This window comes from Pseudorhodobacter sp. E13 (genome assembly GCF_003991405.1).
GTDB lineage: Bacteria > Pseudomonadota > Alphaproteobacteria > Rhodobacterales > Rhodobacteraceae > Pseudorhodobacter.
Genome location: NZ_RPEN01000159.1, coordinates 484,765 through 509,147, shown reverse-complemented (window position 1 = coordinate 509,147; position 24,383 = coordinate 484,765). Strand labels below are relative to the sequence as shown.

Genomic DNA, 24,383 nt, shown 5'->3' with positions numbered 1-24,383 from the left:
AAGAAAAGAGGCGAGGACGAGAATGCTGAAAAAAGGCTTGAAAGCTGTTGGTGTCGCGGCGCTGCTGATCGGTGTCGAGATATCGAATGTGCTGCCTGCCAAAGCGCTCGAACGCATTGATTTCAATGTTGCTGGCGGGGATGAAGATGTGATCGCCGCTGTGCGTGCGGCCTCTGTTCTGCTGGCCACCCAAGCCGAAGGCACCACCGACCCGCAAGACCTGTTCGCTGCCGCGCGGGCCGAATATGGCCGGATCGTCGGCGCGCTATATGCCACGGGCCGCTATTCCGGGGTTGTGAACATTCGGATCGACGGGCGCGAGGCTGCCTCCATTCCGCCGCTGGACGCGCCGCAAAGCGTGGGCGTGATTACGGTAACGGTTGATCCCGGCCCGGTGTTCACCTTTTCCAAAGCCGCCATCGCCCCGCTGGCTGCGGGCACAGAGCTGCCCGAAGGCTACCGCGTTGGGGCTGCTGCGGAAAGCGATGTCATCTCGGGCGCGGCCTCGGCGGCTGTGACGGGGTGGCGCAAGGTGGGCCATGCCAAGGCCGATGTGACGGGGCAAGACGTCACGGCCGACCACCGCGCTGCCACCTTGTCGGCGGCACTGACTGTTTCTGCCGGGCCGCGCCTGCGCTTTGGCCCGCTGTCTGTCACCGGGCATGACCGTATGGAACTGCGCCGCATCATCAAGATCGCTGGCCTGCCCGAAGGCGAACAATTCAGCCCCGCCGAACTGGAGGACGCCGAAGAGCGTTTGCGCCGCACCGGGATTTTCCGCTCTGTCGCCTTGGTCGAGGATGAGCAGATCACTGCGCCCGACTTGTTGGGCATCACCGCCAAACTGGTCGAGGAAAAACCCCGTCGCTTCAGCTTCGGGCTAGAGGTTGCCAGCTCTGAAGGTGCGAAGGTCAGCGGCTATTGGCTGCATCGCAACCTGTTTGGCGGCGGTGAACGCTTCAAGGTCGAAGGCGAGATTGCCCAACTCGGCGCGCAGAACAGCGGTGTCGATTATGCACTTGGCTTCACGCTGGATCGTCCCGCGACCCTTAGCGCCGATACCACCGCCACGTCCTTTCTGCGCTTCGGGCATGAGGATGAAGACGATTATGTGCAGGATTTCGCGGAATTCGGTCTGGGCTTTACCCATTATGTCTCGCGCGAGATGACGGCGCGGGTCGGGTTGGAATACGCGCAGTATAATGTGGATTATACCACCGGTGGCAGCGTCGATTTCCGTATCCTGTCGCTGCCGGTGGGCGTGAACTGGGACAAGCGGAATTCCAAAACTGACGCCACGCAGGGCTTTTACATCGACGCCGAAATCGCGCCTTTCCTTGGCTTTGGCTCTACCGATTCCGGCACAAAACTGGAACTGGATGCCCGCGCCTATCGCGGCTTTGGCGAGGATGACCGCTTTACCATTGCCGGACGGTTTCAGGCCAAAGGCAGCTTTGGCGGCGATGCCACCAGCTTGCCGCCGGAGTATCTGTATTACTCGGGCGGTGGCGGCACGGTGCGGGGGCACAGCTATCAATCGCTCAGCTTTACCGATCCGACCACGGGCGACAGCACCGGCGGCACCGGGTTCCTTGGTGCCTCGATCGAGTTGCGGGCCAAGGTGACGCCGACCATCGGCATCGTCGGCTTTGCCGATTTCGGGCAGATCGCCAGCGATGGTTTGTTCGGCGGGCAAACGGCCAGCCATGCAGGCGCGGGCTTTGGTATTCGCTACGCCACCGGGTTCGGCCCGATCCGCCTTGATATCGGCGCGCCGATCTCGGGCGGCAGTGGCAGCCCACAGGTTTACGTTGGTATTGGACAGGCATTTTGATGCAGAATTTTTGGCGCACCCTTTTCGTTTTTCTGCTGCTGCCGGTTCTGGCCTTTGCGCAGTCGGATGACCGTGACACCCTGACCGCCTTTCTGGAGGATAACCTGTCCTCTGCCGGGCGGCAGGTGACGGTGACGGGGTTTAGCGGTGCGTTTTCATCGCAAGCACAGATCGAAAGCCTGACCATCGCCGATACCGAAGGTGTCTGGCTGACGTTGAACGGCGTTGTGCTGGATTGGAGCCGCGCCTCGCTGCTGCGCGGGGTGGTCAGCGTGAATGAACTTGTCGCCGACGAGGTGATCGTCGCGCGCAAGCCCGTGCCCGACCCCAATGCCGTTGTGGCCCCCGAGGCGTCCGGTTTTAGCCTGCCGGAATTGCCCGTTTCGGTGACGATTGAAAAGCTGTCGGCCAAGCGGATTGCGCTGGGCGCGGAAATCCTGGGGCAAGCGTTCGAAGGCTCGCTGGAGGCCGCTGCCGTGCTGGATGGTGGGCAGGGCAACGCAGAGCTGACCTTGCTACGCACCGATGCGGGGCCGGATGCCAGCCTGTCGCTGAAAGTGGCCTATGCCAATGCAACGCGCGAACTGTCGGTTGATCTGGATCTGGCCGAGGCCGAAGGCGGCATTGGCGCCACGCTGCTCGGCCTGCCGGGGACGCCGTCTGTCGCGCTGAGAATCGCGGGCGCAGGGCCGCTGGACGATTTTACGGCGGATCTGGATTTGCGCACCGATGGCGAAGAACGGCTGCAAGGCAGTCTGACGCTGACCGGGCAAGACGATGGCGGCCAAGGCTTTCGTGCTGCGATCAATGGCGATGTGGCCCCGCTGTTTCTGCCCGAATATGCGGCCTTCTTTGGCACCGAGGTCCGGCTGGAAGTGGAAGGCGCGCGCAGCAATCTGGGGCGGCTGGACCTGACCGCGCTGACGCTGGACACCCGCGCCATTCGGCTGGACGGGTCGGCCATGATTGCCGCCGATGGCCTGCCGCAAAAGCTGTCGCTGGTGGGCAGGCTGGGCTTTGCCGATGGCGCGCCCGTGCTGTTGCCCATCGCCGGAGAGGTGGAAACCCGTGTCTCCTCTGCCGATCTGCGGTTGTCTTTTGATGCCGCGCAAGGCGATGGCTGGTCGGGGGCGGTAAACCTGACCGGGTTGCAGCGCGATGATGTGGCCTTGGGGCAAGCGCGGATTTCCGGGTCTGGCCGGATCAACCGCCGCGCAGGCAGCGGCGGCCCGATTGTCGGCGGCACACTGGTCTTTGATGCGCAAGAGGTGGCCTTGGCCGACCCGGCGCTGGCCCGCGCTTTGGGCAGTTCGCTGGATGGCCGCATGGTGTTTGACTGGCAGCAAGGCGGGCTTGGCTTTCGCATTGGCCGCCTGACCCTGCGCGAAGAAGGCTATGACATCGTTGCTTCGGTGCGGTTTGGCGATCTGGAAAGCGGCTTCCGGCTGAAAGGCAGCGTCGATGCCCGCTATGACGATCTGTCCCGCCTGTCCGATCTGGCAGGGCGCGAGATTGGCGGCGCCGCGGCCTTTCGCATCAGCGGGCAAGCCGTGCCCCTTGGCGGGGAGTTTGACGCGGTTGGCAAGGTCAGCGGCACCGATATCCGGGTCGGCATCGCAGAGGTTGATAACCTGCTTCAAGGCGGCTCTGAAATCGACTTTGCGGCGGGGCGGTCGACCAAGGGCACCTTTCTGCGCAGCCTGAATGTGACCGCGCAGGATTTGCGGGTCAACGCATCGGGCAAACTGGCCAGCGATGGCAGTGACCTGAAAGGCAAGCTGCAATTTGCCGATCTGTCGGCGCTGGGCGCGCAATATAGTGGCAGCCTGAATGCCGATGCCAGCTTTTCCGGCACCCCGGCGCAGGGGCGGATCACCTTGGATGGTTTGGCCGATGGGTTGCGCATCGGGCAAAAACAGGTGGATGCCTTGACCGCAGGGCAAAGCCGGCTGTCGGTGGATGTCGGGCTGAACGATGGGCGGTTCGATATCACCAAAGCCACGATCAACAACCAGCAGATCGCGGGTGAGGTGACAGGCTTTTACGCGCCCGCAGGGTCTGACCTTGCGCTGGATGTTGCCTTGCCAAGCATCGCGCCTTTGGGGCCGGGCTATCGCGGCGCGCTTTCGGCCGAGGCCACGTTCAAAGGCACGGTTGATGCCGGGCGGGTAGAGGTGTCGGGCCTTGGGACCGGCCTTGCCCTTGGCGTGGCCGAGGCAGACCGCGTGCTGGCCGGGCAATCGCGTCTTGCCGGGGCCGCCAATTTCAAAGGCCGCCGGATCGAGATTGAAACCCTGACCCTGTCAAACCCGCAGGTCACGCTGGCCGCAAGGGGCAGCGTCACCGACGATCAGCGCCGCCTTCAGCTAGAGGCAACGCTGGCCAATCTTGCGCTGCTGGCCCCGGATTTTCCGGGGCGGCTGACTGTAGCGGGTTCGGCGGTCGAAGATGGCAACGGGGTGGTGCTGGATCTGGCAGGCACCGGACCGGGTGGCATTGATGCAAGCGTTTCGGGCCGCATCGCCCCCAGTTTCAATTCGGCCAATCTGGCCATTCGCGGCACAGCACGGGCTGAACTGGCCAATGCGTTCATCAGCCCGCGTTCGGTATCGGGGCAAACCGCCTTTGACCTGCGGTTGAACGGGCCGCTGGCTTTGTCGTCACTTGCGGGCAGCGCATCATTGTCGCAAGGCCGTTTGTCGGCGCCAAACCTGCCCTTTGGTCTGCAAGACCTGCAAGCAACCGCAAATCTGGGTGGCAATGCGGTGCAACTATCGGTCGCGGCCTCTCCCAGCACAGGGGGGCGCATGACGGTTGATGGCAGCATCGGGCTTGCCGCGCCGAATGTGGCCGATCTGCGGGTGGGCCTGACCGATGGCATCCTGAAAGACCCCGATCTCTATGAGGTCAATCTGGGTGGCAATGTCGTGGTGCAAGGGCCGTTGCAAGGGGGGGCCAGCATCTCGGGCGCGATCAGTATCCGCGAAGCAGAGATTCAGGTGCCAACGACGGGCTTTGCGGCCCTCGGCTCGCTTCCCGGTCTGAAACACAAGAATGAACCCGCTGCCGTCAAGGCCACGCGCTACAAGGCAGGGCTGATCGACTTGGGCACCGGGGCGTCGCAGGGGGCCGCCGCGCGCCCCTTTGGGCTTGATCTGACCATCAGCGCACCGTCGCGGATTTTCATCCGGGGGCGTGGCATTGATGCGGAACTGGGCGGCAGCGTGCAATTGCGCGGCACCACGGATAACGTCATCCCCAGCGGTGGGTTTGATCTGATCCGGGGGCGGTTGGATATTCTGGGCAAGCGGCTTGATCTGGATACAGCCAGCGTGGTGCTGCAAGGTGATCTGATCCCTTATATCAACATTGTGGCCATCAACGAAGGCGATGATGTCACCACCTCGGTCGTGATCGAAGGCCGCGCGGATGAGCCCGAGATCACCTTCCAATCCGTGCCGGACCTGCCGCAAGAGGAGGTCTTGGCGCAACTGCTGTTCGGGCAGGGGCTGGACCAGATTTCGCCCTTGCAAGCGGCACAGCTTGCCTCGGCGGTGGCGACTTTGGCAGGCAAGGGCGGGGAAGGTATCGTCAGCAAATTGCGCAGTGGCTTTGGCTTGGATGATCTTGATTTTTCAACGGATTCCGAAGGAAACATCTCATTGAAAGCCGGGAAATACCTGTCCAAACGGGTCTATTCCGAGGTGGAGGTGGATCAGGATGGTCGCAGCCAGATCAACCTGAACCTTGATCTGAAAAAGAACGTGACGGTGCGTGGTTCGGTCGCGGCAGATGGCGAGGCTGGTCTGGGGATTTTCTTTGAAAAGGATTACTGAGGCGCGGCGCGGCGTCGCCGCCGATCGGCCTCCAGTTCCGCATCGACGGCAGAGCCGAGCAGCACCGCATAGCTGGACAGGTAAAACCACATCAGCAAGGCCACCACCGCCCCGATGGAGCCATAGACCTGATTGTAATTGGCAAAATTGCCAAGATAAAACACCAGCCCGCGTGACACCCCGGCCCAAAGCACCACGGCAAGCAAGGTGCCGGGGGTCAGGAAATGCAGCGTCGATGCCTCGCCCTCGCGGTTGGGGCCAAGGCGATAGGCGACCGCGATGCTGGACAGCACCAGAAACGTCACCAGTGCGAAATTCGCAAGCTTCAAGGCAACGGTTGAGGCTTGGCCCAAAGGCAGAAACTTGAGAACCAAGGGCGTTACCAGCCCGGCCATCATGGCCGACAGCACCAGCCCGATCAACACCATCGTCATTACGAACGCCCGCAACAGATGGCGGATGCCGCTGCGTCCGGGGAAACCGTGAATGGCGTTGATACCGCTGATCAAGGCGCCGACCCCGGCACGCGCGGACCACAGTGCGAAAGCCGTGGTAAGCAGCGAGGCAAGGCCAAGGCTGCGGTTGCTGGTGGCCAGAATCCGCTGCACCTGACCATAAAGCAGGTCAAACGCCTCATCCGGCAGGTAATCGGCGATCAGGTTGAGCTGCGATTGCACGACAATCGGGTCGGCCGCATAGCCCCAGATGGTAATAACCGCCGCCAAGGCCGGGAAAATCGCCAGAAAGCCGAAAAAAGCGATTCCCGCCGAGATCAGGCCGATTTCGGCATTCGAGGCCCGGTCCCAGACCCGGCAAGCCGCAGCATATAAGCGCATCATCATCCGTCAGTGCCGAATTCTGTCAAAGGACCATTTTTGTCAGGGCAAGGTCATGACAAAAAAGCCCGCCAAAGGCGGGCTTTTTGCGACGAACCTTAACCGGTTGTCGAAAGATATCAGTGGCTGCCAGAGTCAACCGAAGCAATAGCAGCCAGACCAGCCAAGGCCAGCGCACCTGCAACCAAAGCACCCGTGCCGATGGCCAGACCACCCACAACAACCGTGCCGCCAACAGCACCAGCCGTGCCACCAACTACGGCGCCAACACCCGTTCCGGCGCCGCCTGCACCAGTCGCAGCAGCGCCGCCACCAGCCTGAGCCGATGCCATAGAAGCGGTAGCCAACATTGCGCACGTTGCGAGCGCTACAGAAAACTTGTTCATTTTAATCTCCAATCCGGGACTTTTTGGTTTAGCGACACGCAAATGCCACCACTTGCGTGGACCCTACCGATTGCGGTGCCCCTAGTCAAGGCTATCAATCGTCATAGGGCCGACGAAATCACTGATAGTTTGACGCGAACGCCGAAGCTTTCCGCCTGCCTCAAGCCAATATTCATTGGTGAAGCTGCCTTCGGCACCTGTGCAGGTTTCTGTGACGTGCTGCGTGGTATAAGACCGCTCGACAATCGTCAGGTTCACACGCCCGTGGCGGGCAACCTGACAGTCAAAACGCAACACACGGGGCTTATCTTCGCCGTTCAGCAAGCTGTGGGTTCTTGTGTGGCTGCTGCCGTGGCTCAACATGGAAAGCGAGGGCACCGAAGCTGTCATCAGATCGTCGATCAGACCGCGCGTCGCAACAACAACCCCGTTGCGCATCGACAGGGTGATCTTGTCGACCGACGACCATGTTTCAACATCTTTGTTGGTGCCAATCTGCACCACCAAGGCTTGCTGCCCGTATTTCTCCAGCGTGATTCGTTTGGCCGGGACGGGTAGTGTCGCCAGCGCGGCCCGTGTCAGGCCAAGGTCCTGCACCTGTGTGGGCTGATCTTTCCGCATGAAACCGGTCATCGCCGTGGCAATGACCTTGACGGACCCGGTCACATCGGTGCTGGATTTGTCAGACCCGCAAGAGGCCAGCGTCATCGCCATTATCGCAAGCGCCAACATGCGCAGAGGGGAAAACACGGTCATTTCCAGAACCTTCCGAACTGATTGTCCAGCCCACTCTGGTGATAGCCACGGACGGATTCATACAAGCGGCCATCGACCTCCAGCTTGGCACCGCCATCCCGGCGGAAGGGGCGCAATTCCACCGGTGAGGTTTTGCGCGATGGTGTTCCCAGACCCCAGTTCAGCGGAATCACAACCTTGATCCCCTTGTCAAAAGACCCGCTGCCAAAATCAGCCGAGGAGACGTTGGTCTTGGTGGCAAAGGCGCCAACCCGCCAGCCGTTTGCGAATTCGCGGTCAAGCCGGAAGGTCGCCCCGATATCGCCCGCCAGATATTTGCCGACATCAAGCTGCACGTGAAAACCATTACCAAGCTCGTAATAGGCCGAAACATGGCCTGTAACGGTGGAATAGCTGCTGGGCCCGGTTTTGGGGCCGGAATCGGTTTCATACATGTAGACAGGCAGATCAAAGCCGAAATGCTGATCGGGGGAGCGTTGCTTGACATAGTTCAACTCACCCCCAAGTGCGAGGCGGCTGCCCGCAGGCTTCCACAGAACTTCGGCCGAAACACCACCGAACATCCGTTCCAGATAGCCAGCCGACACCCGGCCATAGATATCCTGGCCAAGCTTGCTGTGCCAATGCACGGCCAGTTTCTCAATCGCGGTGGTGCCTTCCTTGTCATAGAAATAGACGGCAGAGCGCACGGGTTGCAGGCGGCCACGATCTGGCAACGGCGGCCTGTCTTTCAGGTTTCCGGCGATCTTCTGGGTCACTTCCCCTGCAATCACAAGGCCGGGGCGCAGCTCAAACCGGCCGGTGGCCTTGATGCCGACATCCAGCTTGAACGGGGCTTTCTGATCAAAGAAACGGAACCGCGCCGTCGGGCCAAGCGACCATGTGAAGGCGGGGTAAAGATCGGGGTTCTGGTCAAACCCGGCGGTAGAGCCATTCTCGCCCGCAACCGAAACACGCTGGCTCATCTCTGCGATAGAATTGGGCGAGAATTCCAGATCTTCGAGGTCAGAGCGGCGGATGGTGACACGCGATGCGGGAACGCCATTGGCGAGCGGGACGATTTCAAAGGTTTCGACAGAGGCAGGCATTGTCTGCGTCAAGGCCCGTGCGGTGCGTCCGATGGCCTGCGCGTTGTTCAGATATCGGGTGTTGCGAATACGCACCTGCACCTTGCCAGCGGAATAGCCGACGGATTCGACGATGATGCCATCATCCTGCAACCGTTTGGCGACATCGTTGCGCAAGGCCGGTGCCCTGTCTGCTTGTGTCACCCAGTCGGTGGACCAGGCATCAGGCGCGCTGCTGCGGCTGGGCCGTGGCTTCACCGGGTTCGGTGCCTTGTCGGCAATGCCACCGCTGGGCCGCTTTTGGGGATTGATGAAAATCTGCCCCGCGAGTCCCACGGTGCTGCCATACATGTAATAGGCGCCAAGCCGGTAATATTCGCTGGGTTGGTATTCCACCCCAAAGTTGAAGGGGCTTTTGCGGTCAAAGGTGCTGCGGGTGCCTGCTTCGGTCACATAGGCGTCAGAGGAATATTCGCCCTTGAAGGTCCAACGATCGTTGAATTTCCATTCCACGCCGCCAAAGGGTGCGGCGGGGCCACGGAACCACTGGTCAAAGTTGAACTTGCCGCCAAAGCCGACATTGACCTTGGGGCGTTTTCCGAACGGCGCGCCGATATCGCCATAACTGCCCAAACGCCCCCAGCCAAGGCCCGCGGTGATTTTCAGGTTCGGCGCTATATTCTTGGTCGCGGCGATATATTCGCCGGCCTGAAGCCCGGTTCCCGCGAAATCCTGAAGCCCGATGGTGATCGCGGGCAGGTATCTGCTTTCGTTCAGAACTTTGAACCGCAGATCAAAGCTGCGGTCGTAATAGGTATCGAACTGGTCCAGACCGGTCGTGCAGGAAGGCTGGCAGGCTGCGGTTTTGTTCCAGTCCCTGATCCCCGTGAAACGGAAGCTGGCGGAAATGCGGGGGGTTATCTGGAACGACAAGGTATTGCGGCTGACCGGCCCGAAGTGGCTGGTTGTCACGGAAAGCTGCGCATCCGGTTGCGCCTCGCCCGAGGGCATGTCGATCAGCCCGGTCGCGCCATACATGTTCAGCGATGGCTTCACCTCGGCCATGGCAAAAGGCGCGGCCAAGGCAAGGCCCGCAATCGCCAGACCACCGGTGCCAATGGCTTTTACGCGGCTCCGCCAAAGGGTGTTACGGGGTTTCTTGTGCATCTGGGCCTCACGGGTTTTGGCAACCATAGTCAGGCTTGCGCGGTATCACAATCGCGCAAGGCGCTTTTCAAGGTTTTCCCGCAGACTATTGCGCCGATGCCACCTGTTCGGGCGGGCGGAAGCCTTCGACATAGGTATTGATGACCCGATGCGCATCTTCGGCAGAGCCGGTCGCGACAGCCGTCCGCAAGGCGCGCAGGGCGGTTGCCATTTCCAATTCGGTCAGGCTGCGTTCCTGCGCGCGCAGGATTTTGGAATGCGGCGTCGTCAACAGCCCTTCGCCGATCAGCAATTCCTCATGCAGCTTTTCGCCGGGGCGCAGGCCCGTCACCTTGATTTCAATATCGCCGTCAGGGCTGTCGTCGCTTTTCACCCGCAGGCCTGCCGCTTCGATCATCTGCTGGGCAAGGTCACGGATTTTCACGGGTTCGCCCATATCCAGCACGAACACATCGCCGCCGCCGCTGCCATCAGAAAACGACCCGGCCAGCAACACCAGTTGCGCTGCCTCTGCAATGGTCATGAAATAGCGCGTGACATCCTCATGCGTCAGGGTGACAGGGCCGCCCTTGGCGATCTGTTCCCGAAACAGCGGGATCACGGAACCCGATGACCCCAGCACATTGCCAAAGCGCACCATGGAAAAGACGGTGCCTTGCGACCGCTTGGCAAGATCCTGCACAACCAGTTCCGCAAGGCGCTTGGAGGCCCCCATCACATTGGTCGGGCGCACCGCCTTGTCGGTGGAAATCAGAACAAACTTGCGCACCCCCGCGTCATTTGCCGCATCGCCTAAGGTGCGCGTGCCCAATACGTTATTGGCAAGCCCGGCCAAGGGATTGGCCTCGACCAGCGGCACATGTTTGTATGCGGCGGCGTGGAACACAATTTCTACCTTGTGTTCGGCCATCACCGTGCGTGCCATCCGGCTATCGGTTACAGAGCCCAGAACAGCGACGATCCGGGTCGGCGTGCCCTTGGCCAGTTCCAGCAGCTTGCGCTCGATGTTGTAAAGGTTGATCTCGCTGACCTCGAACAAGACGATGCAGGCGGGTTTGCTGGCCAGAAGCTGCCGGCACAAGGCAGAACCTACAGAACCACCAGCCCCCGAAACCAGAACCGTGCGGCCCTGATAGGCCTCGCTGCCCATGGGCATCCGGTTTTCAACCTGACTGCGGCCCAGAAAGCTATTGGCGTCAACAGGGGTCAGCGTGTCGACAAGCCGTTCCACCCCAACGATCTGCGCGAAGGATGGCACCGACATCACCACCAGCCCCAGATCCTGAAGCCTGCGCGCGATCTGCGACAGTTTCGGGCCGGGCACCGATGGCATGGCCAACAAGATGCGATCCACCTCCAGCCGTTTCGACAGCTCCAGGATGCGGTCGGGGCTGTAAATCCGCAGCCCGCCCGAGGTCATGGATTGCAGCGACGGATTGTCGTCAACAAAGGCGACAGGCAAAATCGTGGCATGTTCGCGCAGGGCCGCGACCAGTTGCATCCCCGTGTGCCCGGCACCATAGATCAAGACCCGCTTGTGCGGACGGCCCGCCCGCAAGATCCAAAGCAACATATGCAGCATGCTGAACCGCGCGCTGACCGCGAGCAGGAAAAACACCATGCCAAACAAGATGATCCCAAGCCGCGAAAAATACAGCGGCAACTGATTGACCAGCGCGGCAAAGGCCAGCGTGACCAGAAGGGCCATCAAGCCAGTGCGCAAGATGCCGCGGGCCTCATAGGAATTCAGCTTGATATTCGGCATTTTCAGCAGAACAGACAGCGCCCCTGCCAAACCTGTCAGCAGCAGGATGATCAGAAAATGCCGTTGAATGAACTCGATACTGGGAAAGGCATTGTAAAGGATGCCGGTAGAGATCAGGAAGGCGCAAGGCGCAAGCAAGGCATCGACAGAGGCCAGCAAGGCCTTTTTCTGGGCCCGGGTCAGCCGGTCAACCAATTTAAAGAGCAGTGTTCTCAAGAACAACATGTCTAACCTCGATCACCTGTAATCACACCGCCCAAAGCACCAGCCCAAGACAACTTGGGACAAGGCTCCTTAGCCGAAGGACGTGTCGCAAACAAGCAGGACAAGGTTAATCGTGCCTTTGTGGTCATGTTTCCGCTCAATTTCGTGCAAAATGAGGTGGACTCAATCGGTCCGTAAGGGTTCTGGGGTGTAATCAAAAGGTTGTGTTGAAAAAGGAGAATCAGGTTCAATAATACCTGATGCCAAGGCGTCTATGTTAGCGCATGTCAGGCAAAGCCCACAAGCCATTGCAGCGCCCACAAGCTGCCCATGCCGATGAAAATCGCCCACATCACGCCCAGCCGCCAACCTGCGGCCAGCGCCGCCATGGCCGCCAGCATGCGCAACGGGTCAAACGCGCCGCCATGGGCGGCAGGCCAAAGGATCATGGGTGTGACCATCGCAGGCAATACGGCCACCCCGACATAGCGCAGATGGGTCAGCAGCCAATCCGGCAACTGCCGCCCGCCCAGCAGCCCCAGAAAGGAAAACCGGATCAGATAGGTGCCAATGCCCAGCACCAGCGTCACCAGCCAGAAGGTGCCATTGTCAATCATGCGACACCTGCGCTGCCCGTGCAGCCCGCCGCCGCTGCCAGAATTCGACCTGCGCGCCCGCAACCATGGCCAGCAGCGCCGCAACGATCAGGCCGAAATTCCACGGCAGCCCGGAAAAGACCACCGCCGCCGCGATGGACACACCCGCCGCCACCAGATGCGGCAAGCTGCGCAGCATCGGCGCGAACAGCGCGATGAAACAAACCGGCACCGCGAAATCCGGCGACAGCGAGGCAGGCACCGCTTGGCCCAGCAAGGCCCCAAGGAAGGTGCAGATATACCAAGGCAGGCAGACAACTGTGATACAGCCGAAATAATAGCTGATCTTTGCGTCCTGCGGCATCGCCGGGTTCGCCTCATAGGTTTGCACCGAGACGGCATAGGTCTGGTCGACCATCACATAGGCCATCAGCATCCGCAGCCCCAGCGATGCGCCACCAATATGCGGCACCAAGGCGGCCGAATACATCGCCATCCGCATGTTGACCGCAAGCGAGGCCAGCAGGACCACGAACACCGGCGCGCCCTCTTGCAACAGGCTGAGCGCGGTGAACTGGGCCGATCCGGCGATCACAATGGCCGACATGGCGACCACTTGCAGAATGTTCAGCCCGGCATCGGTGGCCACCATCCCGAACAGTGCCGAGAAAGGCACCACGATCACAATAAACGGGCTGCAATCCTTCATGCCCTGCACATAGGCTTGGCGGTTGGCGATCAGGCGCATGGCACAGCCCCGGCGCTGCGTCTATTGGCCCAATTCACACAAAGCGCCCCGCTTGCCGATCACATAGGCCGCCAGTTTCGCCCCGGCGCGCACCGCGCTTGCCACGCTGCCCCCGGTCAGCCAATCGGCCAGAAACCCGGCGTTGAAACTGTCGCCCGCTGCGGTGGTATCCACGATCTGCGCCACGGTTTCGGGGGCGTGCATCGCGGTTGCGCCGCCCTCCAACGTCAACATCTCGCCGCCACCGTTTTTCACCACCACCAGCCCCGCACCGGCATCGCCATAGCGTTTGGCCGTGGCCGCAAGGTCGGCATCGCCGAAAAAGGTGGCCTCATCCTCATGCGAGGGCAGCACGACATCCGACAGCGCCGCCGCTTCCATGATCACGCGGCACATGGTTTCGGTATCGGGCCAAAGCCGGGGGCGCAGATTGGGGTCAAACACCACCCGCGCGCCTGCCGCCCGCGCCGTGCGCAGGGCGGTGTAAAGCGTGTCACGCCCCGACCCTTCCAGAATGGCCAGCGTGATCCCCGACAGATACACAACCCCCGCCCCGGCCATGCCCGCCGCCAGCCGCGCCGCATCCTGTGCCAGCAACCGCGCCGCCGACTGGCCGCGCCAATAGGCAAAGCTGCGTTCGCCGTCTTTCAGCTCGATCAGATAGAGGCCGACCGTCCGCCCCGACAGCCGCGCGATATGGTCGGTGCCCACCCCAGCCTCGGCGATGAAGTCGACCATCCGGCCCGAAACCGCATCATCGCCCAAGGCGGTCAGGTAATCCACCTGCCAATCGGTGGGCATGACCTTGCGGGCATACCATGCGGTGTTCAGCGTATCCCCGGCAAAGCCCATCCGGTAATCGCCCACCGCCGCGCCGGGGGCCATTTCAACCATCGCTTCGCCAATCGCGACCAGCCGCTTCATCTGGGGGGGTGTCACCGTCATGTCTTATTCCTCTGTCTGGGCCCGTATCTGGTGCCGTATCTGGGCATGGCAAAACGCCAAAACCGCGTCTGTCTCGCAGGGCAGGGCGGTGCCCATGCCTTCGGCAAAGCGTTCGAATGCGTCAAGGTAGCCTGCGCTTACCGCTGTCAGCACCGGCACTGCTGCGGCCAGTGCCTGCCCGATCAACGGGCGAAAACCGCGCCCTTCGGCCTCTTGCCGGCCGAATTTGTTGATGATCAGCAAGGCAGGCCCGGCCTCCAGCGCCTGCGCCACCAACCCCACCGCTTGCTCCAGCGCCGACGGGTCAAGGCGGCAGCCTTTGGACAGGGTGCCAAGGTCTTGGCTGATGCGGATGACGCTGGTGCCGTTAAGCACATGCAAATCCATGTGGCAGGGGCGCGCGGGGTCGAATTCCTCATTCACCTGCACCACGCCCGCCAGTGCGCAGCCCTCGGCCCGAAGCCGCGCCGCTGTATCGGCCAGCAGAAGATCCATCTGCCCCCGTTCCCCACCTGTGACATAGCCGAGCATCGCCGCCCTCTTGCAACTGCTGCCACTGGCATACAAGATGCGGCAAGCCGATGAAAGCACCCGATGATGCCTGATTTCCCGATCCTGCCAAATCCCACCGATCCGCGCCTGACCCGCGCCATCACCGGGACAGACCACACCGGGGCGCAAACCGTGATTTCCGTGGTCGAGGAACGCCCGCTGACCATCTATCTGAACGCGCAGGAAATCGTGACCGCGATGACCATCGGCGATTACCCGGAATATCTTGCGCTTGGCTTTCTGCGCAATCAGGGCATGTTGCGCCCCGATGATGTGGTGACGGGCGTGGACTACGATGATGAGATTGAAACCGTGGTCGTGCGCACGCAGCGCCAGACCAGCTATGAAGACAAGGTGAAAAAGAAAACCCGCACCTCGGGCTGTGCGGTGGGCACGGTGTTCGGCGATATGATGGAAGGGCTGGAGGGGTTGACCCTGCCTGCCACCCCGGTCCGCAGCTCTTGGCTTTATGCGCTGGCGCATAAGATCAACACCACCCCCTCGCTTTATCTGGAGGCGGGGGCGATCCATGGCACGACCCTGTGCCAAGGCGATACGCCGCTGGTCTATATGGAAGATGTGGGCCGCCATAACGCGGTGGATAAGATCAGCGGTTTCATGTTTCAGCATGGCATCCCGGCGGCGGATAAAATCCTCTATACCACCGGGCGTCTGACCTCGGAAATGGTGATCAAAACCGCGCTGATGGGTATTCCCGTGCTGGCCTCTCGGTCCGGTTTCACCGCTTGGGGGGTCGAGATTGCGCGGCAAGTGGGTCTGACGCTGATCGGCCGGATGCGCGGGCAGCGGTTCATCTGCCTGAGCGGAGAAGACCGCCTGATCCGCGATGCCGACCCCAACGCGCAACCCGATGAGGGCCGCAAACATGGCCGCAAAGGGGCAGGGGATGACTGACACGCCACTTCGGCTAGAGCTTGTCTTTGACGCGGATGTTACCCGCGCGGCACTGTCCTTGCCGCTTGGCGCAGGCCCGCGTCGCCCCGCGTGGCAAAAGCTGGGTCTGGGGCTTCTGGGCGGGGGGGTGTTCGGGGGATTGGCGATTGTGGTCCTGCGCCTTGGCTTTGGCTTGCAAGACGCGCTTGCCTATCTGATCGCGGCGGTGCTGGGGGGCTGGGCGATCAACGCGTTTTGGCAATGGCATCGACACAGGTTCATGGCTCAGATATTGGGCCTGCTTGCCGCACTCGAAGCGCAGGAAGGTGTGACCAATGCCACCATCGACACGGCGGGGGTTTCGATGCGCTCTGCCAACGCGTCCAGCACGCTGGGCTGGCCGGTCATCACCGCGATTGATGCGGTTGCGGGTGGCACGGCGCTGTTGTTCGGGGCCAGCCGCTTGGTGATCCCCGATCACTGCTTGCCCGCTGACCTTGACGGCGCAGGCTTTCGTGCCCGGCTGATGGATTGGAAATCTGCGCATGGTTAGGCTTCCCGGCGTCATACTGGCAGGCGGGCGCGCCACCCGCATGGGCGGCGGCGACAAAGGCCTGCGCGTGGTGGCGGGGCAGCGGTTGCTGGACCGGGTGATCGCGCGGCTGTCAACGCAATGCGCGCCGCTGGCCATCAACGCCAATGGCGATGCCGCGCGTCTGGCCGAATTCGGCTTACCCGTGCTGCCCGACAGCCTGCCAGATCACCCCGGCCCCTTGGCAGGCGTGCTGGCGGGGCTGGATTGGGCAGCAAGCCTTGGCGCCCCCGCCATCATCACCGCCGCTGCCGATACACCTTTCTTTCCCTTGGATCTTGCCACCCGGCTTCAGGCCCATGCAGGCCCGTCCGGCCTGTGCCTTGCTGCCAGCCCGGATGAAACCGGGCGCATGCAGCGGCAACCAACCTTCGGCCTCTGGCCCGTGGCGCTGCGCGATGATCTGCGCACAGCCTTGCAAGGCGGCTTGCGCAAAATCGTGATCTGGACCCAAAGCCATGACGCGGGCCTTGCCGCCTTTGCCAGCACCCCGTTCGATCCGTTCTTCAATATCAACACGCCCGAAGATATCGAGGCCGCCGAAACACTCCTGAGGCAAGCATGAAGATTTACGGCGTCACCGGCTACAAGAACGCAGGCAAAACCGGGTTGATGGAACGGCTGGTGGCCGAAATCACGGGTCGCGGTTTTACGGTGTCCACCCTCAAACACGCGCATCACGCCACCGATATTGATCATCCGGGGCGCGACAGTTTCCGCCACCGTCAGGCGGGGGCGGCGCAGGTGCTTGTGTCCTCGCCGGTGCGCTGGGCCTTGATGACGGAACTGCGCGGGGCGGATGAACCCACGCTCGATGATCTGCTGGCCCGTATGTCCCCCGTCGATCTGATCCTGATCGAAGGCTATAAATCCGCGCCCCACCCCAAGATCGAGGCGCATCGGCACGAAACCGGCCGCCCCTTGCTGTGCCCGCAGAACCCGACCATCCGGGCCGTGGCCTCCAACACGCAGCCCGATGTGCCGGTGCCGCTGTTCGATCTGGACGATACAACCGCCATCGCGGATTTCATCCTGGCCGAGGTTGGCCTATGAGCTTTGACCGGGTGATCGTGGTGGATTGGTCGGCGGCCGGAAAGCCGACCACACAAAAGGATTCGATCTGGATTGCCTGCGCCACGCCACAAGGCACACAGGCCGAAAACATCGCCACACGCCACGCCGCCGAGGCGCGTCTGGCCACCCATATCGCAGAGGCGCTGGGCAGCGGCGCGCGGCTGCTTCTGGCCTGCGATTTTGCCTTTGGTGCGCCGCGCGGTCTGGCCGAACGGTTGACAGGCAGCCCAAAGGCGCTGGCCCTGTGGGATTGGCTTGCCGCCCGCATCACCGACACGCCGCAAAACGGCACCAATTACCGCGCCATCGCCGCCGAAATGAACCGCCATTTCCCCGGCGAAGGCCCGTTCTGGGGCAACGGCCAAAAGCTGGAAACTGCGGACCTGCCGCGCACCAAGCCTGCGCTGCCCAAGGGCATCTCTCCCTTTCGGCGGGCCGAGACGGCGGGCCATGAAAACGGGCTCCAACCCAAGACCTTGTGGCAACTGGCGGGTGCCGGGGCCGTGGGCGCGCAATCCCTGACCGGAATTCCCATGCTGCACCGCCTGCGTGCCGCCCATCCCGGCGTGGTGGCGGTCTGGCCGCTGGAACCGCATGCCGCAGCCCCCGTGGTGATCGCCGAGGCCTATCTCTCGCTTCTGAAACCCGAGGTCGCGGCCCTCGTCGCCACAGGCATGACCCCGGATGAGGCGCAAACCCGCACCCATGCCGAGGCGTTCCTTGCCATGGCACAAAATGGCGGGCTTGACGCGCTGATGACGATCGCAGAGCCAACAGACCTGCTGGAGGCCGAAGGCTGGTATCTGGGGGCGGGCAATGCAGCGGCGGTGACAGCCGCGCCTGCCCCCGCATTGACCCCGCCGCGCCTGCGCAACGATTGCTTTGCCATGCCGCAAGGGGTGGATTGGGTGCCGGTGGATACCGCGCTGACGCGCCTGCGCGAAACGCTGCACCCCATCACCACCACCGAAACCATTTCCCTGGCCCAAGCGCTTGGCCGTGTTCTCGCCGCTGATATGACGGCCGCGCGCGCCAACCCGTCGCAGGCCAATTCGGCGGTGGATGGCTATGGCTTCGCCCATGCCAGCACAGGCGCGGGCCTGTGCCAGATGCCCTTGGTGCAGGGGCGTGCCGCCGCGGGCCAACCCTTTGCAGGCGCGGTGCCCCATGGTCAGGCCATCCGTATCCTGACAGGGGCGATCCTGCCCGAAGGCGTCGACACCGTGGTGCTGGAAGAAGATTGCGCCACCACCGCCCGCCATGTCGCCTTTGACGGCCCGATCAAGCCGCGCGCCAACACTCGCCGCGCAGGCGAAGATATCGGCGCAGGTGATACCGCGCTGCGGGCAGGCCAAAAGCTCCGCCCGCCAGATCTTGCCTTGCTCGCGGCCATCGGGCGTGCCTCTGTTCCGGTTTATCGCCGCCTGCGGGTCGGCGTCCTGTCCACCGGGGATGAAATCGTCAGCCAGAATGCCGCCCCGCATCAGATTTATGACGCAAACCGCCCGATGCTGCTGGCCCTTGCCCAAGGCTGGGGGATGAAGCCTGTGGATCTTGGCCACTGCCCCGACGATACCGCCCTGATCCGTGACAGGCTAAACCGCGCCGCCACGCAATGCGATGCTATCCTGACCTCGGGCGGGGCCTCTGCCGGCGATGAAGACCATGTCTCGCGGCTTTTGTCAGCCGAAGGGGCGCTCTCAAGCTGGCGCATTGCGATGAAACCGGGGCGGCCCTTGGCGCTGGCGCTGTGGCAAGGCGTCCCGGTGTTCGGCCTGCCCGGCAACCCCGTCGCCGCACTCACCTGCGCGGTCATCCTCGCCCGCCCGGCGCTGGCCGCATTGTCGGGGGCGGGCTGGGCAATACCGCAAGCGATGACACTGCCCGCCGCCTTCGCGAAATCCAAAAAGGCAGGGCGGCGCGAATATCTGCGCGCCCGATTGACTGCCGAAGGCCGGGTCGAAGTGTTCGCCTCCGAAGGTTCGGGCCGCATTTCGGGCCTGTCATGGGCCGAAGGGCTGGTCGAACTCCCCGATCACGCCCTGACCATCCAACCCGGCGATCCCGTCCGCTTTCTGCCCTACGCCGCTTTGTTCGACTAATTCACAGCGCCAATTTCATCTTGGTTCAAATACCTGAAAACGACAGCCACCAGACAAACGCCATCCCACCGCAGACCAACCGCGTCACGCGTCCATGGCAATGCCGCCCAAGGGGGTTCGATGCCCCCGCGGGCGGCTCACCCTTTGCGGATCATGTAATACTGGGCCGCGCCCACCTCGCCCGATCCGATCAGCGTGTGACCCGCCTCGATGCAGAAATGCGGAATGTCGATCACCGCCGCCGGGTCCGTCGCCAGAACCCGCAGCACTTGCCCCGCTGCCATGGCCTTCAACCGCTTGCGGGCCTTGAGCACCGGCAAGGGGCAAAGCAGGCCCTGCGCATCCAATTCATCATCCCATTCCATGCCGCTTTCGATAGGAGAAATGCCGGGGCCTGTCCATCCTTTTGAACGCAGGGATGACAGAAGATAGCATTTGAAGCGGCAGGCTTTGATAGATGTTATCTATCACGGCACGGAACAGCCGCATCGACCCTGCGCGGGCAGATCGCTACACCCGCGCCTAGACCGCGCGCGATATAGGAGCAAGCCAATGGCACTGGATCAACAAGAGGGCATCTGGAAATCCGGCAAGGGCAAAGGCCGCCGCGCGACCAAGGGCCGCCAGTTGGACGATGCCGCATGGGATCAGGTCAAGGCATTGCTGGGCGACCGCCCGCGCCGTCGCGATCTGCTGATCGAATTCCTGCATCTGATCCAAGATGAATACGGCCATCTTTCAGCGGCCCATCTGCGGGCCTTGGCCGAAGAAATGCGCCTTTCCATGGCCGAGGTCTGGGAAGTGGCCACCTTCTACGCCCATTTCGACCCGGTCCGCGAAGGAGAGGCCTCCCCCCCCGATCTGACCATCCGCGTCTGTGACAGCCTGTCTTGCGAACTCGCAGGGTCCGAGGCGCTGTTCGAGGCGCTGTCAAACGGCCATGACCCGGCCAAGGTGCGGGTGCTGCGCGCGCCCTGCATGGGGCGGTGCGATACCGCCCCCACCTTGGAAATCGGCCATAACCATATCGACCACGCCACCCCTGCAAAGGTCGAAGCAGCGATTGCGGCCCGTGCATTTTCCCCGAAAATCCCGCTTTATGAACCCCTCGCGGCCTATCAGCATGCAGGCGGCTACAAAAAGCTGGCCGCGTTGCGCGCGGGCGGCAACTGGGAGGCGGTGCAGGATATGGTCATGGCCTCCGGCCTGCGCGGCCTTGGCGGCGCTGGCTTTCCCTCGGGCAAGAAATGGGGCTTTGTGCGCGCCAATCCCGGCCCCCGCTATCTGGCCGTGAACGGGGATGAAGGCGAACCCGGCACTTTCAAGGATCGTCATTACCTTGAACGCACGCCGCATCTGTTCCTTGAAGGTATGCTGATCGCCGCTTGGGCGGTCGAGGCGGATAAATGCTTCATCTATATGCGCGACGAATACCCCGCCGTGCTGCATATCCTCGCCCATGAAATTGCGGCACTTGAACAGGCGGGCATCGTGGCCCCCGGTTATATCGACCTGCGGCGCGGGGCAGGGGCCTATATCTGCGGCGAAGAATCCGCGATGATCGAAAGCATCGAAGGCAAGCGCGGTCTGCCCCGCCACCGCCCGCCCTTTGTGGCGCAGGTCGGCATCTTTGATCGCCCCACGCTGGTGCATAACGTCGAAACCCTGAAATGGGTGGCGCGGATCGTGCGGGAAGGGCCAGAGGTGTTGAACACCACCGCGCTGAACGGGCGCAGTGGCCTGCGGTCCTATTCCGTGTCGGGGCGCGTGGCCAAACCGGGGGTCTACCTTCTGCCCGCAGGCTCCACCATCACCGATGTGATCAAGGCCGCAGGGGGCATGGCCGCAGGCCACAGTTTCAAGGCCTATCAACCGGGCGGGCCATCCTCGGGCCTGTTGCCTGCCTCGATGCATGATATCCCGCTGGATTTCGACACGCTGCAACCGCATGGCACTTTCATCGGCTCTGCCGCTGTGGTGGTGCTGGGCCATCAAGACAGCGCCCGCGATGCCGCACTGAACATGCTGAAATTCTTCGAGGCGGAATCCTGCGGTCAATGCACCCCTTGCCGCGTCGGTTGCGAAAAGGCGGTCAAGCTGATGCAAGCACCGAAATGGAATCAGGCCCTGCTGACCGAATTGTCCAATGTCATGGTCGATGCCTCGATCTGCGGTCTGGGCCAAGCCGCCCCCAACCCGATCAAGCTGGTGATGAAACATTTCGCGGAGGAAATCTGATGTCGGTTACATTCACCCTCGATGGCCGCGAAGTCACCGCCGAAACTGGCCAGACGATCTGGGAGGTCGCCAATGGTCGCGGGCTTATCATCCCGCATCTGTGCCACAAACCAAGCCCCGGCTATCGCCCCGATGGCAACTGCCGCGCCTGCGTGGTGGAGGTAGAGGGCGAACGCACGCTTGCCGCCTCTTGCATCCGCGAACCGGTGCAAGGGATGGTGGTGCATACCAAATCCGCCCGCGCGCTTGCCGCCCGTAAGATGGTGGTGGAAATGCTGGTGACGGATCAACCCGAGGCGGCGCATGATGCATCCTCCCATATGGCCGATATGGTTGCGGCCACCGGGGCCAAGGGCAACCGCCTGCCCAAGCTGGAAAAATCCCGCATTCCGCTTCTGGATGACAGCCATGTCGCCATGCGCGTGAACCTTGACGCCTGCATTTCCTGCGGGTTGTGCGTCCGCGCCTGCCGCGAGGTGCAGGTGAATGACGTGATCGGCATGTCGGGCCGCGGGCAAGACAGCTATCCCACCTTTGATATGGCCGACCCGATGGGGGCCAGCACCTGCGTCGCTTGCGGTGAATGTGTGCAGGCCTGCCCCACAGGTGCCCTGATGCCCGCCACCGTGCTGGACGATCAGCAGCGCGGCGACAGCAAGGATTTCGACGAGGAGGTCAAATCCATCTGCCCCTTCTGCGGCGTCGGCTGTCAGGTTTCCCTGAAGGTCAAGGACGGCAAGGTGAAGTTCGTCGAAGGGATCAACGGCCCCGCGAATGAAGGGCGGCTTTGCGTCAAGGGGCGGTTTGGGTTTGACTATATCCACCACCCCCACCGCCTGACCAAACCGCTGATCCGCAAGCCGGATATGCCCAAGGGGCTGAATATCGACCCCGGCAATCTGCTCACCCATTTCCGCGAGGCGACATGGGATGAGGCGCTGGATTTCGCCGCAGGTGGCATGGCGCGGCTGCGCGGCAGCGATGGTGGCCGCGCGGTTGCGGGCTTTGGCTCGGCCAAATGCTCCAATGAGGAAGCGTATCTTTTCCAAAAGCTGATCCGCCAAGGCTTTCAGCACAATAACGTCGACCATTGCACCCGGCTGTGCCACGCCTCCTCCGTGGCGGCGCTGATGGAAAACGTGGGCTCGGCGGCGGTGACGGCCACGTTCAACCAGATCGAAAATGCCGATGTGGCGATTGTGATCGGCGCGAACCCGGTGGAAAACCACCCCGTTGCCGCGACCTATTTCAAGCAATTCACCAAACGCGGCGGCAAGCTGATCGTGATGGACCCGCGCGGCGTTGGCCTGCGCCGTTTCGCCAGCCATATGCTGCAATTCCGCCCCGGCTCTGACGTGTCGATGCTGAATGCGATCATGCATGTGATCGTCGAAGAAAAGCTGTATGATCAACAGTATATCGAGGCCTATACCGAAAATTGGGAAGCCGAAAAGGCGCATCTTGCCAATTTCGCGCCTGAAAAGATGGAAGGTATCTGCGGCATCCCCGCCGATACCCTGCGCGATGTGGCCCGCACCTTTGCCGGGGCCAAGGCCGCGATGATCTTCTGGGGCATGGGCGTGTCGCAGCATATCCACGGCACCGATAATTCCCGCTGCCTGATCTCGCTTGCCTTGATGACGGGCCAGGTGGGCCGCCCCGGCGCGGGCCTGCACCCGCTGCGCGGCCAGAACAACGTGCAAGGTGCCTCTGACGCGGGCCTGATCCCGATGTTCCTGCCCGATTACCAAACCGTTACTTCCGACAATATCCGCAACGCCTTTACCGAGGTCTGGGGCTCTGGTGACTTTTCCAATGAAAAGGGCCTGACCGTCACCGAAATCCTTGATGCCGTGCATGAAGGCCATATCAAGGGCATGTATATTCTGGGCGAAAACCCGGCGATGTCTGACCCCGATGTCACCCACGCGCGCGAGGCGCTGGCCAAGCTGGAGCATTTGGTGGTGCAGGATATCTTCCTGACAGAAACCGCCAATTACGCCGATGTCATCCTGCCCGCCGCCGCGTTTTATGAAAAATCCGGCACGGTGACGAACACCAACCGTCAGGTGCAAATGGGCCGCCCTGCCGTGAAACCGCCGGGCGAGGCGCGCGAAGATTGGGCGATCACGACCGAACTGGCAAGACGGCTGGGCCTGGGCTGGACCTATACCCACCCGTCGCAGGTCTTTGCCGAGATGAAGCTGAACATGAAATCGCTGTCCAACATCACATGGGACCGGTTGGAGCGGGAAAGCTGCGTCACCTATCCCAGCCTGTCGGAAACGGACCCCGGCCAGCCGATTGTGTTCGCAGATGGCTTCCCGCGCGCCGGGGGACGGGCCAAGTTTACGCCCGCATCGGTGATCGCCCCGGATGAGGTGCCCGATACCGACTATCCGATGATCCTGACCACGGGGCGGCAGTTGGAACATTGGCACACAGGGTCGATGACCCGCCGATCAAAGGTGCTGGACGCGGTGGAGCCAGAGGCGAATTGCTCGCTCAACCCGAAAACCCTGCGGGCCTTGGGCGTGGAACCGGGTGGTCATGTGCGGCTGTCAACGCGGCGCGGCAGCATCACCATCATGGCGCGGGCGGACCGGGCGGTGGCCGAGGATATGGTGTTCCTGCCCTTTGCCTATGTCGAGGCGGCGGCGAACATTCTGACCAACCCGGCGGTGGACCCCTACGGCAAAATCCCGGAATTCAAGTTCTCTGCGGTGAAGGTGGAAAAAGCCGAAAGCGCGGTCGCGGCGGAATAACCGCGCCGCCGCTGCACCAAAACGAA

General features: G+C 62.2%; 19 protein-coding genes. 9 read left to right on the top strand and 10 right to left on the bottom strand.

Features of this window, described 5'->3' with window-relative positions:
• The first annotated feature begins 22 nt into the window (after positions 1-22).
• Both EGN72_RS18565 and EGN72_RS18560 read left to right on the top strand, forming a co-directional pair.
• Complete coding sequence (locus EGN72_RS18565) at positions 23-1,834, top strand: autotransporter assembly complex family protein (protein ID WP_127050335.1); 1,812 nt, start codon at positions 23-25, stop codon at positions 1,832-1,834.
• Positions 1,834-5,670 (top strand): translocation/assembly module TamB domain-containing protein, encoded by a 3,837-nt coding sequence (locus tag EGN72_RS18560; protein ID WP_127050333.1) that lies wholly within the window; start codon positions 1,834-1,836, stop codon positions 5,668-5,670. The genes EGN72_RS18565 and EGN72_RS18560 overlap by 1 nt, the downstream gene beginning before the upstream one ends.
• Here EGN72_RS18560 and EGN72_RS18555 read toward each other — a convergent pair.
• The 9 genes from EGN72_RS18555 to EGN72_RS18515 form a co-directional block, all read right to left on the bottom strand.
• Positions 5,664-6,512 carry a YihY/virulence factor BrkB family protein gene (locus tag EGN72_RS18555; RefSeq protein WP_127050331.1) on the bottom strand — a complete coding sequence of 283 codons (849 nt, stop codon included), beginning with the start codon at positions 6,510-6,512 and terminating at the stop codon, positions 5,664-5,666. The two genes, EGN72_RS18560 and EGN72_RS18555, sit on opposite strands and share 7 nt — an antisense overlap.
• 113 nt (positions 6,513-6,625) lie before the next feature.
• The gene (locus EGN72_RS18550; RefSeq protein WP_127050329.1) at positions 6,626-6,838 is read right to left on the bottom strand and encodes a hypothetical protein; all 213 of its coding nucleotides are present in this window, start codon (positions 6,836-6,838) and stop codon (positions 6,626-6,628) included.
• Positions 6,839-6,973: 135 nt separating this feature from the next.
• Positions 6,974-7,648 (bottom strand): YjbF family lipoprotein, encoded by a 675-nt coding sequence (locus EGN72_RS18545; protein WP_127050327.1) that lies wholly within the window; start codon positions 7,646-7,648, stop codon positions 6,974-6,976.
• Positions 7,645-9,909 carry a YjbH domain-containing protein gene (locus EGN72_RS18540; protein ID WP_233587189.1) on the bottom strand — a complete coding sequence of 755 codons (2,265 nt, stop codon included), beginning with the start codon at positions 9,907-9,909 and terminating at the stop codon, positions 7,645-7,647. The genes EGN72_RS18545 and EGN72_RS18540 overlap by 4 nt, the downstream gene beginning before the upstream one ends.
• 58 nt (positions 9,910-9,967) lie before the next feature.
• Positions 9,968-11,863: a nucleoside-diphosphate sugar epimerase/dehydratase gene (locus tag EGN72_RS18535; RefSeq protein WP_127050537.1), complete on the bottom strand. Its 1,896-nt coding sequence runs from the start codon at positions 11,861-11,863 to the stop codon at positions 9,968-9,970.
• A gap of 275 nt (positions 11,864-12,138) precedes the next feature.
• Complete coding sequence (locus tag EGN72_RS18530; RefSeq protein WP_127050323.1) at positions 12,139-12,468, bottom strand: AzlD domain-containing protein; 330 nt, start codon at positions 12,466-12,468, stop codon at positions 12,139-12,141.
• Positions 12,461-13,195, bottom strand: coding sequence for an AzlC family ABC transporter permease (locus EGN72_RS18525; RefSeq protein WP_127050321.1), 735 nt, complete (start codon positions 13,193-13,195; stop codon positions 12,461-12,463). Before EGN72_RS18525 ends, EGN72_RS18530 begins: the two co-directional genes overlap by 8 nt.
• Positions 13,196-13,216: 21 nt before the next feature.
• Positions 13,217-14,140: a sugar kinase gene (locus tag EGN72_RS18520; protein WP_233587187.1), complete on the bottom strand. Its 924-nt coding sequence runs from the start codon at positions 14,138-14,140 to the stop codon at positions 13,217-13,219.
• A gap of 3 nt (positions 14,141-14,143) precedes the next feature.
• A complete protein-coding gene (locus EGN72_RS18515) occupies positions 14,144-14,671 on the bottom strand; it encodes a DUF2478 domain-containing protein (protein ID WP_127050319.1) in 528 nt (175 codons plus the stop codon).
• A 66-nt stretch (positions 14,672-14,737) separates the two neighbouring features.
• Here EGN72_RS18515 and EGN72_RS18510 point away from each other — a divergent pair, with 66 nt between their 5' ends.
• From EGN72_RS18510 to glp, 5 genes are read left to right on the top strand one after another with little or no spacing between them, the layout of a single operon-like run.
• Positions 14,738-15,607, top strand: a complete 870-nt coding sequence (locus tag EGN72_RS18510; RefSeq protein ID WP_199743786.1) for a formate dehydrogenase accessory sulfurtransferase FdhD — start codon at positions 14,738-14,740, stop codon at positions 15,605-15,607.
• The gene (locus tag EGN72_RS18505; protein WP_127050315.1) at positions 15,600-16,139 is read left to right on the top strand and encodes a hypothetical protein; all 540 of its coding nucleotides are present in this window, start codon (positions 15,600-15,602) and stop codon (positions 16,137-16,139) included. The genes EGN72_RS18510 and EGN72_RS18505 overlap by 8 nt, the downstream gene beginning before the upstream one ends.
• Positions 16,132-16,743, top strand: a complete 612-nt coding sequence (gene mobA / locus EGN72_RS18500) for a molybdenum cofactor guanylyltransferase MobA (protein ID WP_127050314.1) — start codon at positions 16,132-16,134, stop codon at positions 16,741-16,743. Before EGN72_RS18505 ends, mobA begins: the two co-directional genes overlap by 8 nt.
• On the top strand, positions 16,740-17,231 hold the full coding sequence (gene mobB, locus EGN72_RS18495) for a molybdopterin-guanine dinucleotide biosynthesis protein B (RefSeq protein ID WP_127050313.1): 492 nt from the start codon (positions 16,740-16,742) through the stop codon (positions 17,229-17,231). Before mobA ends, mobB begins: the two co-directional genes overlap by 4 nt.
• Positions 17,228-19,354 (top strand): gephyrin-like molybdotransferase Glp, encoded by a 2,127-nt coding sequence (gene glp / locus EGN72_RS18490; protein WP_127050312.1) that lies wholly within the window; start codon positions 17,228-17,230, stop codon positions 19,352-19,354. Before mobB ends, glp begins: the two co-directional genes overlap by 4 nt.
• Before the next feature lie 137 nt (positions 19,355-19,491).
• Here the strand turns inward: glp and EGN72_RS18485 are convergent, their stop codons facing one another.
• Positions 19,492-19,719 (bottom strand): sulfurtransferase TusA family protein, encoded by a 228-nt coding sequence (locus EGN72_RS18485; RefSeq protein ID WP_127050311.1) that lies wholly within the window; start codon positions 19,717-19,719, stop codon positions 19,492-19,494.
• 187 nt (positions 19,720-19,906) lie between these two features.
• On the opposite strand from EGN72_RS18485, the gene EGN72_RS18480 reads away from it, so the two are divergent.
• Positions 19,907-21,592, top strand: coding sequence for an NAD(P)H-dependent oxidoreductase subunit E (locus EGN72_RS18480; protein ID WP_127050310.1), 1,686 nt, complete (start codon positions 19,907-19,909; stop codon positions 21,590-21,592).
• Positions 21,592-24,357: a formate dehydrogenase subunit alpha gene (gene fdhF / locus EGN72_RS18475; protein WP_127050309.1), complete on the top strand. Its 2,766-nt coding sequence runs from the start codon at positions 21,592-21,594 to the stop codon at positions 24,355-24,357. The genes EGN72_RS18480 and fdhF overlap by 1 nt, the downstream gene beginning before the upstream one ends.
• Positions 24,358-24,383 lie beyond the last annotated feature (26 nt).

Excerpts from the sequence above, each read along its gene's own strand:
- EGN72_RS18565 (WP_127050335.1), top strand. The coding sequence starts at position 23 with ATGCTGAAAAAAGGCTTGAAAGCTGTTGGTGTCGCGGCGCTGCTGATC.
- EGN72_RS18560 (WP_127050333.1), top strand. The coding sequence starts at position 1,834 with ATGCAGAATTTTTGGCGCACCCTTTTCGTTTTTCTGCTGCTGCCGGTT.
- EGN72_RS18555 (WP_127050331.1), bottom strand. The coding sequence starts at position 6,512 with ATGATGATGCGCTTATATGCTGCGGCTTGCCGGGTCTGGGACCGGGCC.
- EGN72_RS18550 (WP_127050329.1), bottom strand. The coding sequence starts at position 6,838 with ATGGCATCGGCTCAGGCTGGTGGCGGCGCTGCTGCGACTGGTGCAGGC.
- EGN72_RS18545 (WP_127050327.1), bottom strand. The coding sequence starts at position 7,648 with ATGACCGTGTTTTCCCCTCTGCGCATGTTGGCGCTTGCGATAATGGCG.
- EGN72_RS18540 (WP_233587189.1), bottom strand. The coding sequence starts at position 9,909 with ATGGTTGCCAAAACCCGTGAGGCCCAGATGCACAAGAAACCCCGTAAC.
- EGN72_RS18530 (WP_127050323.1), bottom strand. The coding sequence starts at position 12,468 with ATGATTGACAATGGCACCTTCTGGCTGGTGACGCTGGTGCTGGGCATT.
- EGN72_RS18525 (WP_127050321.1), bottom strand. The coding sequence starts at position 13,195 with ATGCGCCTGATCGCCAACCGCCAAGCCTATGTGCAGGGCATGAAGGAT.
- EGN72_RS18520 (WP_233587187.1), bottom strand. The coding sequence starts at position 14,140 with ATGACGGTGACACCCCCCCAGATGAAGCGGCTGGTCGCGATTGGCGAA.
- EGN72_RS18515 (WP_127050319.1), bottom strand. The coding sequence starts at position 14,671 with ATGCTCGGCTATGTCACAGGTGGGGAACGGGGGCAGATGGATCTTCTG.
- EGN72_RS18510 (WP_199743786.1), top strand. The coding sequence starts at position 14,738 with ATGCCTGATTTCCCGATCCTGCCAAATCCCACCGATCCGCGCCTGACC.
- EGN72_RS18505 (WP_127050315.1), top strand. The coding sequence starts at position 15,600 with ATGACTGACACGCCACTTCGGCTAGAGCTTGTCTTTGACGCGGATGTT.
- mobA (WP_127050314.1), top strand. The coding sequence starts at position 16,132 with ATGGTTAGGCTTCCCGGCGTCATACTGGCAGGCGGGCGCGCCACCCGC.
- mobB (WP_127050313.1), top strand. The coding sequence starts at position 16,740 with ATGAAGATTTACGGCGTCACCGGCTACAAGAACGCAGGCAAAACCGGG.
- glp (WP_127050312.1), top strand. The coding sequence starts at position 17,228 with ATGAGCTTTGACCGGGTGATCGTGGTGGATTGGTCGGCGGCCGGAAAG.
- EGN72_RS18485 (WP_127050311.1), bottom strand. The coding sequence starts at position 19,719 with ATGGAATGGGATGATGAATTGGATGCGCAGGGCCTGCTTTGCCCCTTG.
- EGN72_RS18480 (WP_127050310.1), top strand. The coding sequence starts at position 19,907 with ATGGCACTGGATCAACAAGAGGGCATCTGGAAATCCGGCAAGGGCAAA.
- fdhF (WP_127050309.1), top strand. The coding sequence starts at position 21,592 with ATGTCGGTTACATTCACCCTCGATGGCCGCGAAGTCACCGCCGAAACT.